This window comes from Prochlorococcus sp. MIT 1303, assembly GCF_001631965.1.
GTDB classification, from domain to species: Bacteria; Cyanobacteriota; Cyanobacteriia; order PCC-6307; family Cyanobiaceae; genus Prochlorococcus; species Prochlorococcus marinus_D.
Window position 1 is genome coordinate 58893 of record NZ_LVHK01000036.1, and the last position, 12208, is coordinate 71100.

At 51.9% G+C, this 12208-nt stretch carries 15 protein-coding genes and 1 tRNA gene; 5 read left to right on the top strand and 11 right to left on the bottom strand.

Annotation, left to right across the window (positions count from 1 at the left end; translation table 11 throughout):
- Positions 1 to 9: 9 nt before the first annotated feature.
- Together prmC and PMIT1303_RS03970 are read left to right on the top strand one after the other, a co-directional pair.
- On the top strand, positions 10 to 930 hold the full coding sequence (gene prmC / locus PMIT1303_RS03965) for a peptide chain release factor N(5)-glutamine methyltransferase (protein WP_063397608.1): 921 nt from the start codon (positions 10 to 12) through the stop codon (positions 928 to 930).
- Positions 902 to 1492, top strand: a complete 591-nt coding sequence (locus PMIT1303_RS03970) for an L-threonylcarbamoyladenylate synthase (RefSeq protein ID WP_063397609.1) — start codon at positions 902 to 904, stop codon at positions 1490 to 1492. Before prmC ends, PMIT1303_RS03970 begins: the two co-directional genes overlap by 29 nt.
- Positions 1493 to 1674: 182 nt before the next feature.
- On the opposite strand, the gene PMIT1303_RS03975 is transcribed toward PMIT1303_RS03970, so the two are convergent.
- The 3 genes from PMIT1303_RS03975 to PMIT1303_RS03985 all read right to left on the bottom strand — a co-directional run bounded on the left by PMIT1303_RS03975 (position 1675) and on the right by PMIT1303_RS03985 (position 3365).
- Complete coding sequence (locus PMIT1303_RS03975) at positions 1675 to 1914, bottom strand: hypothetical protein (protein WP_063397610.1); 240 nt, start codon at positions 1912 to 1914, stop codon at positions 1675 to 1677.
- Positions 1915 to 2229: 315 nt separating this feature from the next.
- Positions 2230 to 3057, bottom strand: a complete 828-nt coding sequence (locus tag PMIT1303_RS03980) for a hypothetical protein (protein WP_063397611.1) — start codon at positions 3055 to 3057, stop codon at positions 2230 to 2232.
- A 2-nt stretch (positions 3058 to 3059) separates the two neighbouring features.
- On the bottom strand, positions 3060 to 3365 hold the full coding sequence (locus PMIT1303_RS03985) for a hypothetical protein (RefSeq protein ID WP_063397612.1): 306 nt from the start codon (positions 3363 to 3365) through the stop codon (positions 3060 to 3062).
- 481 nt (positions 3366 to 3846) lie between these two features.
- Between PMIT1303_RS03985 and PMIT1303_RS13755 the strand changes: the two genes are divergently transcribed.
- Entirely contained in the window at positions 3847 to 4020 is a 174-nt protein-coding gene (locus PMIT1303_RS13755; protein ID WP_011826804.1) for a hypothetical protein, read from the top strand.
- Between the two features lie 120 nt (positions 4021 to 4140).
- Here PMIT1303_RS13755 and PMIT1303_RS03990 read toward each other — a convergent pair.
- The 7 genes from PMIT1303_RS03990 to ctpZ form a co-directional block, all read right to left on the bottom strand.
- A tRNA-Thr gene (locus PMIT1303_RS03990) sits at positions 4141 to 4212 on the bottom strand.
- A complete protein-coding gene (locus tag PMIT1303_RS03995; protein ID WP_231901303.1) occupies positions 4203 to 4457 on the bottom strand; it encodes a response regulator transcription factor in 255 nt (84 codons plus the stop codon). Before PMIT1303_RS03995 ends, PMIT1303_RS03990 begins: the two co-directional genes overlap by 10 nt.
- A gap of 76 nt (positions 4458 to 4533) precedes the next feature.
- Complete coding sequence (gene minE / locus PMIT1303_RS04000; protein ID WP_063397614.1) at positions 4534 to 4914, bottom strand: cell division topological specificity factor MinE; 381 nt, start codon at positions 4912 to 4914, stop codon at positions 4534 to 4536.
- A 4-nt stretch (positions 4915 to 4918) separates the two neighbouring features.
- Positions 4919 to 5734 (bottom strand): septum site-determining protein MinD, encoded by an 816-nt coding sequence (minD, locus tag PMIT1303_RS04005; RefSeq protein ID WP_011826794.1) that lies wholly within the window; start codon positions 5732 to 5734, stop codon positions 4919 to 4921.
- A 153-nt stretch (positions 5735 to 5887) separates the two neighbouring features.
- On the bottom strand, positions 5888 to 6565 hold the full coding sequence (minC, locus tag PMIT1303_RS04010; protein WP_063397615.1) for a septum site-determining protein MinC: 678 nt from the start codon (positions 6563 to 6565) through the stop codon (positions 5888 to 5890).
- A 35-nt stretch (positions 6566 to 6600) separates the two neighbouring features.
- Positions 6601 to 7842 (bottom strand): HD domain-containing protein, encoded by a 1242-nt coding sequence (locus PMIT1303_RS04015; RefSeq protein ID WP_063397616.1) that lies wholly within the window; start codon positions 7840 to 7842, stop codon positions 6601 to 6603.
- Positions 7839 to 9179 (bottom strand): carboxyl-terminal processing protease CtpZ, encoded by a 1341-nt coding sequence (gene ctpZ, locus PMIT1303_RS04020; RefSeq protein WP_063397617.1) that lies wholly within the window; start codon positions 9177 to 9179, stop codon positions 7839 to 7841. The genes PMIT1303_RS04015 and ctpZ overlap by 4 nt, the downstream gene beginning before the upstream one ends.
- A 59-nt stretch (positions 9180 to 9238) precedes the next feature.
- Between ctpZ and petB the strand changes: the two genes are divergently transcribed.
- Together petB and petD are read left to right on the top strand one after the other, a co-directional pair.
- A complete protein-coding gene (petB, locus tag PMIT1303_RS04025; RefSeq protein ID WP_011131016.1) occupies positions 9239 to 9895 on the top strand; it encodes a cytochrome b6 in 657 nt (218 codons plus the stop codon).
- Between the two features lie 94 nt (positions 9896 to 9989).
- Positions 9990 to 10472 carry a cytochrome b6-f complex subunit IV gene (petD, locus tag PMIT1303_RS04030; protein ID WP_011826790.1) on the top strand — a complete coding sequence of 161 codons (483 nt, stop codon included), beginning with the start codon at positions 9990 to 9992 and terminating at the stop codon, positions 10470 to 10472.
- Positions 10473 to 10513: 41 nt separating this feature from the next.
- Here the strand turns inward: petD and PMIT1303_RS04035 are convergent, their stop codons facing one another.
- On the bottom strand, positions 10514 to 12001 hold the full coding sequence (locus tag PMIT1303_RS04035) for a glycoside hydrolase 100 family protein (protein ID WP_063397618.1): 1488 nt from the start codon (positions 11999 to 12001) through the stop codon (positions 10514 to 10516).
- Positions 12002 to 12208 lie beyond the last annotated feature (207 nt).

Here is a 12208-nt window from a genome sequence, read left to right on the forward strand (position 1 = left end):
CCTGTTTCGATGGCATTGCTGGAGATTTCCGCAGCAGAGCTATTGGCCTGGCGTCGTTTGCAGTTGGCTGAAGGAGGCCGTGCTGTTGATTTTGATTGGTTGCTTGATTTGGGTGGAGGTTTGCGCTGGAGCGATCTTCAGCAGCTTTATCTCGATCCACGACGTTCAGTGCTGCTTGAGCGATCCCTTGATCAGCTGGCAATGATCTGGAAACAACATCTTGATCATCACACTCCTCTTCAGCATTTGATCGGTTGCTGCCCTTGGAGGGACGTTGAGCTGGAGGTCAGTGCGGCGGCATTGATTCCCCGTCAGGAGACTGAGCTGTTGGTGGATTTTGCTTTGCAAGCATTGGCTCGGAAACCTTTTGGTCGCTGGGCCGATTTGGGGACAGGTTCAGGAGCACTAGCTGTGGCATTGGCTCGCGCTCTCCCTGTTTGGCGTGGACATGCAGTGGATTGCAGCATCGAGGCCTTGGCTTTGGCGAAACGGAACTTGCAAAGGCTTGCGCCCCATGCCTTATGGCAGCTGCATCAGGGCAGTTGGTGGGAGCCATTGCGGCCTTGGTGGGGAGAGTTCAGCTTGGTGCTGGTCAATCCTCCCTACATCCCAGAGGCTGTAATGGCTCAACTTGAACCTGTGGTCCGTGATCATGAGCCGCATTTGGCTCTATGCGGGGGAGCTGATGGGTTGGTGGCGACTCGTCAAATCATTGCTGGTGCCATGCAGGCCTTAGAGCCTGGAGGTTGGCTGTTCTTGGAACACCACCATGACCAGAGCGATGCCGTGCTGGCTTTGATGCATCAGCAGGGTTTGGAGAATGTGGAGTACAAGTCAGATTTACTGGGGGTAAGGCGCTTTGCCATTGCTCGGCATCCTGAACATCACGACTCTTTGAAACATGGCACTTCTGCCTTCGGCTGTTCTTGACGCCAGTGCCTTGGCATCCAGATTGCATGCTGGTTCAGCGGCATTGTTGCCCACAGACACCTTGCCAGCTTTGGCGGCCGCTCCTGTTCATTCTGCACAGTTGTGGACCATCAAGCAGAGGTCGGCCGACAAACCTCTGATCCTGATGGCAGCGACTCCTGAAGAGTTACTTGCGCATGTTTCGCCGCTTGCTTTGGAGGATGCCTGGTCGATGGCCAGGCGCTATTGGCCAGGTGCCCTCACCTTGGTTGTACCGGCTTCGGGTGTGCTTGTTGAGGCTCTTAATCCTGGAGCTTTCACGCTTGGGTTGCGAGTACCGGATTGTGGAGTGATTAGGTGTTTGCTGAAGCAGAGCGGGCCGCTAGCTACCACGAGCGCGAATTTGTCTGGTGCTGCGCCCACGTTCTCTGCAGATGCTGCTCATATTTGTTTCCCAGGATTGCCATTGTTGGGGCCATTGCCATGGCCGACGCCTTCTGGTTTGGCCAGCACGGTGGTGGCTTGGCAAGGGACCGGGCGTTGGCATGAGTTACGACGTGGTGCAGTGGTGCTTGAGCTTTGAATGAATCGCGCGATCAAGAGAGCTTGGCTATTCCAATGGTCTAACCAAGGTCGGATAAGAGGTGTATTGCAGAGATAACTTCAGTGATGTAAAAAACTTCTCTTAACAAGGGTGATTTGTTGAGGATGTTGCTTTGGAAGAGCTTTTGTTGGTTGGCTGTCAAGCTTTTGCGGTTCTGCTGCTTAGTCACGAATCCCTATTCTTAACAGCCAGTTGAGTTCATCTAGCTCGTGCTTGAATTCGCCAATATTTCTTTCACAAGTCTGGCGAAGCTTGTCTAGTTGAAGATATTTTGCGCTATCTGTCTCCACATTATTCATTTGAGCAGTCAGGCTGTAAAAAGCTTTCCAACACTCTTTTAAAACATTGTTGAGCTCACAGCCTCTGTCGAACTCTGATTGAGAGAGTTTTGTGAGCTTCACCCAATACCTTGAGATGCTGTTTAAACATAGAAATACCAGAGCCGAAGTGCCAAGACCTTAATAATCCCTGCATTTTTAAACTGTTGCGAAACCTTGTCGCAAGGCTCGTTAAAGCATTTAATTTCGTTAGGCAACGCCATATCAGTGGTTAATTGCTCTATTTCAATGGCGTATGCGGGCCATTGTTATTGATACTCATTAATGCAATAAGAGGCAAAGCATGCCTTGTGAGTTGATCTTTGTGCTGGTTGATGAGGCTTTTAAGGCACGGTGAGGTTGATTGATGATCAGGTTTTTAATATTTTCCTTTGCTTTTTATTCAGGACTTGAATTGTTTAGATCAACAATGTCCCGACCATTTGAATCTTTGTGCCAGCCGTTATTTCTTCGGCAAAGGCCAAAGTTAAGAAAGCCTAAGGCGATTCCTTCTTGAAGATGCTTGGGGAATAAGTCGCCCAGCTTCTTAGTCTCTTCTTCAGTAAAAAATTTCAAAACCTCATTTTTGATGCCAAGCTCAAATGTTTGCTTGTCGAACACTAGCTCGCCTTGATTCAGCTTTATTGCAAGTTTTCGGATGGTTGTAGTAACACTCAGAAGCTTGACAGGATTCTTTTGCTGTTTGTTGATTTCTGCAACTTGTGCACTTGTAGGTTGTGGCATTATTGGAATTGGGTAGCCAAGTTCGATTGTTTTCTTCATTAGATCATCTCTCAATGTCTTTACTGCACCTGCTTGACTTGGATCACCCGCAAGAATAGCCTCAACAAACTTCATTAGATTATTCCTTTTGGATTGGGATGAGTGAAGTAACGTTCGTATAGAGGCTTTGATGGCAGTGACGTCAAGGCGATATTGGGTTTCTCTGATTGAATCAGTTAGCAACCTTGATACTTCTTCTTTTTTGCTTGCTGCAATCGATTTGATCTTCGATAAGGCGAATTTGTCTGAAGCAATCCATTTGACGACTTCGTCCAATCCTTTATTTGGCTTTGACCATCTCAGTAGGCAGCCTAGTGCGACGACAATCTCATGGATATAGTAGGCGTGAATTTCAGTGGCAATAGTTTTTGAACTGGCTGTTGAGATTTCATTACTATCAGAGTAATCGCTTGGCATGTTGTCAACTTTCCCGTTGTCAATCATTGCTAAACACCCTGATCTTTTCCCTCGACAAGAGCATCAGTTCTGCTTAGGCAATATGTGCTAACTGCAAACCATACGAGTTTCATTCTAAGTGTCTCTTCGTTGTCATATTCGTCTTTCAAGTCAGAGTCTACATATCCTGTCTCCTCTATTATCTCATGGATATCGGCTTCAAAATGCTCGTAAAGATAATCGAGTTCCCACACTTCTCTGAAGCCGTCAAATCCTGCAGATATGCCTCGATGGTTAATCTCTCTAATCTCTTGTGAATTGCAGAAGCGCTGGTCCAGGAATTCTATAAACCTCATTGCCTTGGCTCTTATTTTAGCAGGATCCTAGCAAGACCTTCTCTATTAGGCCTAAATACCATTGGGGCCATCAATCCTTCATTACCTTTTGTTGTGTTTGCTTCCTGTTTTTGATGCATTTTTCTCTCATCAAATGGGATTGAGCAATCTCCATTAGCAGTGGAGCTTGATTGTCCTTGGAGATTTTTGAGCTGCTATTTTGCATTTTGTTTGCTTTCATATCTTGCTATTGGATCTGATTCCCTGATCAAGGTTTTCTTACGATTGTCTTGGTCGTTGCCCCCGTGTTCAGTGTTGTCGATAGTTCTGGTTGGTTGGTGGCATTTTTTGAGTTTATGGTTAGAACCTCTTTGTAAGCTTCAGATCCTTTGATCGCGGCTTCTAGAACTTAGACAGTTGTTCAATGATGGTCACCATCAACTCTTCACAATGTTGTCAGTCACGTGAAAGTGGCTTTGATGCCTAAATTGCCTTCCTTCACATGCTCTGGCTGATCGGCTTGGTATTTCTTCTTCAGGCCAGCTTTCATTGGCTGTTAGAGCAGGCGACTGTGATTACTACACCGATTTTTGAATTACGGGGTCTGGGTTGGGTGCTGTTGTTGCTTGGAGCTTGGTTGCTCGCAGGGAAGGTGAAGGATCAGGCTGATGGTTGAGGGGTTTGAAGAGTTCTTTAAGACAGGACGTTCGACAAGTGTGTCCAAAAGGAAGGGCTCTTGTGCTGCCTTGATCTTCTTGTTTGGCAGCTTGGACTATTGACATTCATCATTCTGAAATGCCGGCTAACGGATTTGAACCGATGGCCTTCGCTTTACAAAAGCGCTGCTCTACCACTGAGCTAAGCCGGCAATCCCGGAAGTGTAACGACGGAGGTGGGTGCTTCTGGCTGACAGTTGGCAATCAGCCACAAGGTGAGTTCGAGTCGGCTTTGACAGCCGGTTTTGGCGAGGGCATGGCTGATGTGACTTTCCACGGTTCGTGGACTAAGGATCAGTCTTTGTGCAATGGCTTTGTTACTGAGACCCTCAAGCAACAAAGTCACCACGGATTGCTCCGCTGGGCTTAGTCGTTGCGGTCCAGCTGATGGAGGCAATGGAAAAGAGTTTGATTGATTTTTTGGCTGCATAGCAGCAAAGCAATTTCCTTGAGGATTCCCCCTCTTCTCCGCTCTATTCCATTGCTTCAGGAGTTGAAACGGATTCTTGGCTGTTGGAAACCTTCTCTTGGCTGCTGACAGCCTTCTCTTGGTTAATGACAGCCTTCTCTTGGTTACTGACAGCCTTGGCTTGGGAACGTTTGATCGGCAAGTTAGCCACTAAGGCCGTCATGCGATCTTCGGTTTCAAGGCTTACGTCCCCTCCCTCAATGTCAATCTCCACGTACTTGGCAACGACCTCAAAGATTTCGCGGCGCATTTGATCGAGCAGTTCAGGGCTTAGATCGCTGCGGTCATGGGCAAGCACCAGCTGAAGGCGCTCCCTTGCCGTTTTGGCACTGGCTGGTTGGCGGCCCAGCAATTTGTCAAGGATGTCTCGCAGAGTGGTTGCCATTACGTCAAAAGATCTTGGTTTGCATCAAACGCCACACCTTTTCGCGTAGTCCCAATCCTTCCTTGGCCGGATCGATCAGAGGAACATCTTCCCCTTGCAGGCGACGCGCAATGTTGGAGTAGGCACGAGAGGCTGGAGAGTTGGTGGCACTGAGGGTGAGCGGCTCTCCACGGTTGGTGCTCACAATCACCTGTTCGTCCTCTAGAACTAAACCAAGCAAGGGCAGCGCCAGGATGTCGGTCACGTCGTCTGCGGCCAGCATCTCTTGATTGGCCATCATCTTTGGACGCACCCTGTTGAGCACCAGCTGAACAGGGCTTACGCCATGGGTGTTCAGTAAGCCGATGACACGGTCGGCATCGCGCACTGCCGAAACCTCAGGGGTTGTGATCACGATTGCTTCCTTGGCGGCAGCAACAGCATTTTTGAAGCCGTCTTCGATCCCCGCGGGACAATCAATTAATACATAGTCGAATTGCTTGGCCAGCATCGCGCCAATGCGTTGCATGTCCTCAGGTTTGAGCCACTCGAGCATGCGGGGGTTCCCGGCGGGCAGAAGCGAGAGGTTTGGCTCCTGCTTGTGTTTCACCAATGCCTGATCAAGCCTGCAGTTCTCTGAAAGCACTTCCTGGGCGGTGTAGACGATTCGGTTCTCCAGGCCCAGCAGGAGATCGAGGTTGCGCAAGCCAAAATCGGCATCCAACACAACGGTTTGAACTCCAAGCTTGGCAAGAGCGATACCCAGGTTGGCGGTGAGGGTGGTTTTGCCGACACCTCCTTTTCCGGAGCAGATCAGAATGGTGCGTGTCGTTGGCGCCACGGGCCATTGAAAAGTTCGGTCAGCTTAAGTGGCGTAGGCAATAGGCCCAAGAGAAATGGTCCAAGGTTTGCAATGGAACAAATGGGCTTTGTTCAACGGGGCATTAGCCGGAGGCTTAATCGTGATGTGTGTTTGCCTTTTGAGGCTGAAGAATTAACCGTTGAATCTGTTAGCCCTAGCAGGCTCGATCATGATTGTGCCTGCTTCAAGTCGGGCCTCTTCTGCTAAGCCAGGTTGGGGTTGATCTTCAGGGCCTCGAGCAACTGCATCGGCAATACGCAGTTGAAGTGGCCTGAGTTGTAGAGCCACAATTTTTGCTTTGGTGTCGCCGTCCTGTCCGGCGTGAGCAATGCCGCGGAGTCGGCCCCAAACCATCACGTCGCCTCCAGCTGATATGCGTGCGCCGGGGTTGACATCCCCGAGTAGCAGCACGTCTCCTTCTGCGCTCAGATGGTCTCCTGATCGCAGAGTGCCTTGGTGGAAGAGCAGTTTTTGGGGTGTCTTGGACTTGGGTTGTGTATCGCCAGAGCGTGTTTTGGAGCTGTTTCCCTGTGGAGAGGCCATATGCGTTGGATAACCCAGAGCAGCAGCGCTGACAAGGGTTTCTCGCAAGTTGGCGTGAATTCTGGTCAGCGTCACTCCTTCTTTGTTCAGCAGCTCCATCAGCTGATGCAGGTCCCGGCAACCAAGTTGCCAGTCGCGGCAATCGAGTTCGGTGGGTCCAGGATCAAGTTCATTGAGCTTGGCCGGCAATGTTTCTCGCCAATGTGCTTCTCGGCACCAGGGGAGTGTGAGTCGTTGTGCCTCAGGCTCGCCCACCTCGATCTCCAAGACCCTTGTCAGATGAGGACGCTAGGCCAGTCCGTCTAGGTTGCCAGCGCAGCTTGAAGCTCCCCATGAATCTCTCGGGGATAAATCAACCATGAAGAGTCGGCTGGGGTAATCAAGCTGGCGACCAGAGGAGAGGCTTGCTCGAGGGCTCGCAATTGCCTTCCATCCCAAAGACGCAGCCCTCCTTTGTAGGGGTGATAACCGCGCTGTTGCTGATGGCGTAATCCACAGCAGAGCGCTGGATCGAAGCCTTGGCGTTCAGCTAGTTGCCGAGTCAGAGTGAGGACCTCTAGCTGGTTGCTATGGCTCAGATGTTCCACTGCAAGGGCTTTCAGTAGGTGGCGATTGAGGAAGCGTTTGCAGAGTTCGGCTAGAGGTGCAGGTCCCTCGTCTTGCCAACGCAGGAGGTGATAGCCGGTGCGCAGGTCATCATTGGCGAGGAATGTGTCGAGGTCGAGTTGATTGAGGCTCCAGAGCCAGGTGGCCATGATCTTGTCGGCCCAAACATGAGCAGCTCCGAGTTGGCGAGCGGTGCGTACCACCTGCTCAAGCAGCCAGTTGCAAACAACATTGAGACGGTGGTTATAGACACTGCGGTACATCAGGTTGCGTACGACCAGGTAGTGCTCAACTGCCATTAGGCCTTTTGGATGAATGGCCATGGTTCCATCAGGCGCCAGGGTGAGGGCGGAGAGGATTCGCTCGAGGTCGAGCTGGCCGTAATGGGTGCCTGTGCTGTAGCTGTCTCGCAAGAGATAGTCGAGTCGGTCGCAGTCCAGTTGGCTACTAACCAGAGCCTTGATCACGCTGTGGGGTGAACTGCCCCGTTCAAGAAGATTGGCTACTCCATCTGCAGTGCCCGGGGCGTAGGCCTCAAGTGGCTCACGCACGGTGGGATGTTCTCTGACTAAACGCGCCGACCAGGTCTCATGGTCCAGACCAAATATTTCTTCTCCGGTATGGCTTAGGGGGGCATGGCCGAGGTCATGCAGTAGGGCCGCTCCATAGAGCAGTCCGCGATGTTCCTCTAGGCCTGAGTCGAACTGCAGCAACCTTTCCAGAGCAAGGCGTGCGAGATGAAACACACCAAGGGAATGGGTGAAGCGACTGGACTCAGCTCCATGAAAGGTGAGGAAGGCTGGCCCAAGCTGACGGATGCGGCGCAGCCGCTGGAATGGCGCCGCATCGATCAACTGCATCACCATGGCCTCTGCTGCATCGCTGGCATTGAGGGTGATGCCGCGATGGAGAGGGTCGTGATATGTGCGCAGACTCATCGATCATCACGATTCTGCTGAGTTTTGAATTCAACATCTTCAGCACTATCGAGCTGAAGATCTTCTGTGGTTTCTAACTGGGCATCCTGATCGCGGTCGATTTGGGCCTCCATCCAGAGTTCAGCATCATGCAACCAACGGTCTTCTTCCCCTCCAGGATTGAGGGGTTCAGGAGGATCCAGAATCCGATCCGGCTCGATGCCCTGGTTTTGAATGTCTCGGCCGCTTGGAGTCATGTATCCGGCTACCGTCACGGCCAGGCCACTGCCGTCGCTCAGGTTGGTGAGTGTTTGGATCAGACCCTTGCCAAACGTGCGGCTGCCAAGCAGCTGTGAGCGGCTGTTGTCTTGGAGGGCACCAGCCAGAATTTCGCTCGCGCTGGCAGTCCCGCCGTTGACCAGTGTCACCATCGGACCGTCATAAAGGGTTTCAATTGCAGAAGGGATTGCTTCGTTAATGCGCTCTCGGTTGCGTGTCTCCACGATTGGGGAGCCACTCAGGAAGGCATCCGCTACAGCTAGTCCGGAGCTCACTAACCCACCGGAGTTATTGCGCAGATCTAGAACTAGGCCTTCAATCTCTTTTTCTGACAGTTCCTGAAGTGCTTCTTTGACCTGTTCGGGCACTCCTTCGCTGAACTGGGTGATGCGTAGGTAGCCCAGGGTGTGTTTAGCACTCCTCAGTCGGCGGGTCCGTACTGGCCTGAGGTCCACACTGCGTCGCTCGAGGGTGAGTTCTTCGCTAGATCCATTTGGGGGTTGCAGTTTTACTACAACTTGTGAGCCCACTTCTCCCCGCAGCCTTGCAGCTGTGGCTTCGAGTCCAAGGGCTTGTGGAGACTGGCCATCCACGCTGAGTAGGGCCGTGCCGCTTGTGACGCCCGCATCGGCCGCGGGGGATCCTTCAAGCGGAGCGATAACCACGACCTGGCCATCTTCAGCGCGGGCCCCCAGCTGTAGACCAACGCCGTTGATCTCGCTGCCCAAATTGGCGGCTTTTATGGCGGTGTAGTCGTCTGGTCTCAATAGTCTTGTGTAGGGATCTTCAAGTGGAAGCAGCATCGCTTCGATGGCCTCATAGGCCTCGTTACTACTGTTGATTGTTTTCTCTAATGCCTGCTCTCTTAGCCTTCGCCAGTGCACCTGATCGAACTTGGCTGGGTCTAGATATCCCTGGTTAACGAGCCGCCAGCTTTCAACGACCAGTTGTTGGGCATCATTCAATGCCATGGCTGGAGTCGCCATCAGCAGCATGCCAAGACCCAGGCTCAGCCACGCAAGCCATAGGCGCCGCAGCGGATGTGATCGGGAGTTAGTAGTCGGCAACATTGGCTTCATGCCGGGTGCTGTCCATGCAGGACGTTAAGTAGACTCTCGCAATCCGGACCCTCATTTGCATGACGAACTCCTCACCTGTCTACGACTGGTTTCAGGAACGTCTTGAGATTCAGGCCATAGCTGACGATGTCAGCTCAAAGTACGTGCCTCCACACGTCAATATTTTCTACTGCTTAGGCGGAATCACGCTGGTGTGCTTCCTGGTTCAGTTCGCGACAGGTTTCGCGATGACCTTTTACTACAAGCCCACTGTGACTGAGGCCTATAGCTCTGTGAGCTATCTGATGTCAGATGTCAGTTTCGGCTGGTTGATTCGTTCTGTGCATCGCTGGAGCGCCTCGATGATGGTGTTGATGCTGATCTTGCACGTCTTTCGCGTCTACCTCACCGGCGGCTTTAAGCGTCCGCGAGAGCTCACCTGGGTTACCGGTGTTGTGATGGCTGTGATCACCGTTTCATTTGGTGTCACCGGTTATTCCCTCCCATGGGATCAAGTCGGTTACTGGGCTGTGAAGATCGTTTCAGGCGTGCCTGCTGCTATTCCCGTGGTTGGAGATTTTATGGTCGAATTGCTTCGCGGTGGCGAGAGCGTCGGGCAGTCCACCCTGACTCGTTTTTATAGCCTTCACACCTTTGTGCTGCCCTGGCTACTTGCAGTGTTCATGCTCATGCATTTCCTGATGATCAGAAAGCAGGGGATTTCAGGTCCGTTGTAAGTAAGCGTCAATCATTCAGATTCAAATCCCACTTCACTTTTTTATATTTCAGTTCAGCACCTACTTCATTCGCTAACTATTCGGCCAAAATCCCATGCACATTCTTAAGAAGCCCGATTTCTCTGATCCAAAATTGAGAGCGAAACTGGCCAAGGGCATGGGGCACAACTACTACGGTGAGCCTGCTTGGCCGAATGATCTCCTTTACATCTTCCCAGTCGTGATTCTGGGCACGTTTGCTTGCCTTGTTGGTCTTGCTGTTCTTGATCCCGCGATGTTGGGTGATAAAGCAGATCCCTTTGCAACGCCTCTAGAGATTCTTCCTGAGTGGTATCTCTATCCGGTGTTTCAGATTCTTCGGGTTGTTCCTAATAAGCTGCTTGGCATCGTGTTGCAGACCCTTGTTCCTCTCGGGTTGATGCTGATTCCCTTCATCGAAAACGTTAATAAGTATCAGAATCCATTCCGCAGGCCAATTGCGATGGCCTTCTTTCTATTTGGAACGATGATTACTATTTATCTCGGCATCGGTGCTTGTCTTCCCATCGACAAGTCCCTAACTCTGGGTTTGTTCTGAATAGTTTTTAAAAGTCAAGATTTGCTGCTATGGGCCCGGCTTTACGCCGGGTTTTTTGTTGCTTCCACCTCATGAGTTGGCAGCAGTTCATCGAGATCCAACCACAACACGTCGTCGGGGCAGACGCGTAGAAGGTGGTGGAGAAGTAGAAAGCCCACCATGGTCCAGGTCTGGTAAGTCCTTGACTGCTGCCCTACCCAGGTGCCTGTTGGTCCATCAAAGTATTCGGCCCATTTTTGACGCGGCAGTTGGTTTAATTGGCTCCAGTAGCACTCCTCAAGTAGGGCGCGCATTTCACCCATTAGCAGCACGTCGGCCTCAGGATGACGCCGTTCATGTAACAAGATTGAGGCTCCGAAGAACCAGAGCAGGCTGGGCCAGTGTCCGCCGTTGTGATAGCTCCATGGCCAGTTTTTCGGGTCTGAACCTGTCTTGTTCTGCCATTCCGCCCCTTCCATGGGTGGATGGCAGATGCGCATTGGCATCTGAGCCATCAGATGCTGTCGGTTGTGAAGCACCAGTCGGAACAGAGCGCGCTGTTGTGGGGCGGTCAGTAACCCAAACAGGCAGGCTAGGGAGTTTCCGAGACTGTAAAAACGAAAGTCAGGTCGTCCGGTGCGGATGTTGCCGATGAGATAGCCACCCCGGTTTTCAAGCCAGTCTTGAAGCCAGTCGGGAACGACCTGTGGCTGCACGTTGAACTCGTTTTGGTGCTGGTTGTCGCCGTATTGCTCTGTGGGTCTTCTTCGCAGCACCTGCATGGTCTTGCTGGTGACCCAGTAGTGCTTGAGCAGGAATTGACGTAGGTCATGCACCCATTGGCGGGTCAGTAAGAGACGTTGGTCGAGAAGCCGACTGACATGATTCTTGCGACTCAGTTCCATCAGCTCGATGCAGCTGCGCAGGCAGGCATAGAGCAGTACTTCCACTTCAAGTGGTGCCCCCCAAACATCCATGGGGCGGTCAATCATGAATGAGCAATCCTGCACAAATAGAACTGGAGTGCCCTCGAAGGTGGGATGCAGCACGAGATCGAGCATCAGCTGCACACCTCGTTGGACCTTTTGGTTGGTGCCGAAGTTTTTGTCACCGCTGCGCTTGACATAAAGCCAGCACAAAATGGGCCACCAAAGGCTTGCGTCCACAGAGGTGATCCTGCCGATTGAGCGCTGGCCATAGTCAGCAATGAGCTCGCCTTGTTCCTCAACGAAGCTGGTGGGGAACACCCCGCGTGTCTGATATGTGGTGCTTTGCAGATCTAGGCAAACGCTGAGGAATTGCTTCACCTCCTTGTAACGCTTTTGGGTGAGCAGGTAGATCATCACGGGCACGTTGTCGCGCAGGAAGACCTCGCCGTAATTGAGAGCTTTGTTATGGGGCTGATGCTCAAGAGCCGCCACGCTGCCTGCCACAGTGCCGCCTACTTCGATCAGCGTGCGTTCGAAATGCTCCTTGACCTGCTGCACCACCTGGTCTTCATTGGAGTTGGGACGAACCCTCTGGTTTTGCTGGTTTAAGCGTCCGGCCATGGACTGATATGCAATGCATTTGCCAAACGCTAGTGATGGCAGCCTTGACCAACAGTGGAAGCAACTATGGAGATGGGAGCGATTGAGAAAAGATTGCGTACTGGGTATGAAATGGGCTATGTTTTTGGACTGCGCGAAGGGCTGAGTCCTGTAGCGCAGGCCACGCGATGCTGATGGCGAAAGCTTGAGGTGTCAGTGGGCGCTTAC

Excerpts from the sequence above, each read along its gene's own strand:
- minE (WP_063397614.1), bottom strand. The coding sequence starts at position 4,914 with ATGGCAACCACTCTGCGAGACATCCTTGACAAATTGCTGGGCCGCCAA.
- PMIT1303_RS13755 (WP_011826804.1), top strand. The coding sequence starts at position 3,847 with ATGCTCTGGCTGATCGGCTTGGTATTTCTTCTTCAGGCCAGCTTTCAT.
- PMIT1303_RS03980 (WP_063397611.1), bottom strand. The coding sequence starts at position 3,057 with ATGATTGACAACGGGAAAGTTGACAACATGCCAAGCGATTACTCTGAT.
- petD (WP_011826790.1), top strand. The coding sequence starts at position 9,990 with ATGCACATTCTTAAGAAGCCCGATTTCTCTGATCCAAAATTGAGAGCG.
- PMIT1303_RS03985 (WP_063397612.1), bottom strand. The coding sequence starts at position 3,365 with ATGAGGTTTATAGAATTCCTGGACCAGCGCTTCTGCAATTCACAAGAG.
- PMIT1303_RS04035 (WP_063397618.1), bottom strand. The coding sequence starts at position 12,001 with ATGGCCGGACGCTTAAACCAGCAAAACCAGAGGGTTCGTCCCAACTCC.
- PMIT1303_RS04015 (WP_063397616.1), bottom strand. The coding sequence starts at position 7,842 with ATGAGTCTGCGCACATATCACGACCCTCTCCATCGCGGCATCACCCTC.
- ctpZ (WP_063397617.1), bottom strand. The coding sequence starts at position 9,179 with ATGAAGCCAATGTTGCCGACTACTAACTCCCGATCACATCCGCTGCGG.
- prmC (WP_063397608.1), top strand. The coding sequence starts at position 10 with ATGGCATTGCTGGAGATTTCCGCAGCAGAGCTATTGGCCTGGCGTCGT.
- petB (WP_011131016.1), top strand. The coding sequence starts at position 9,239 with ATGACGAACTCCTCACCTGTCTACGACTGGTTTCAGGAACGTCTTGAG.
- PMIT1303_RS03970 (WP_063397609.1), top strand. The coding sequence starts at position 902 with ATGGCACTTCTGCCTTCGGCTGTTCTTGACGCCAGTGCCTTGGCATCC.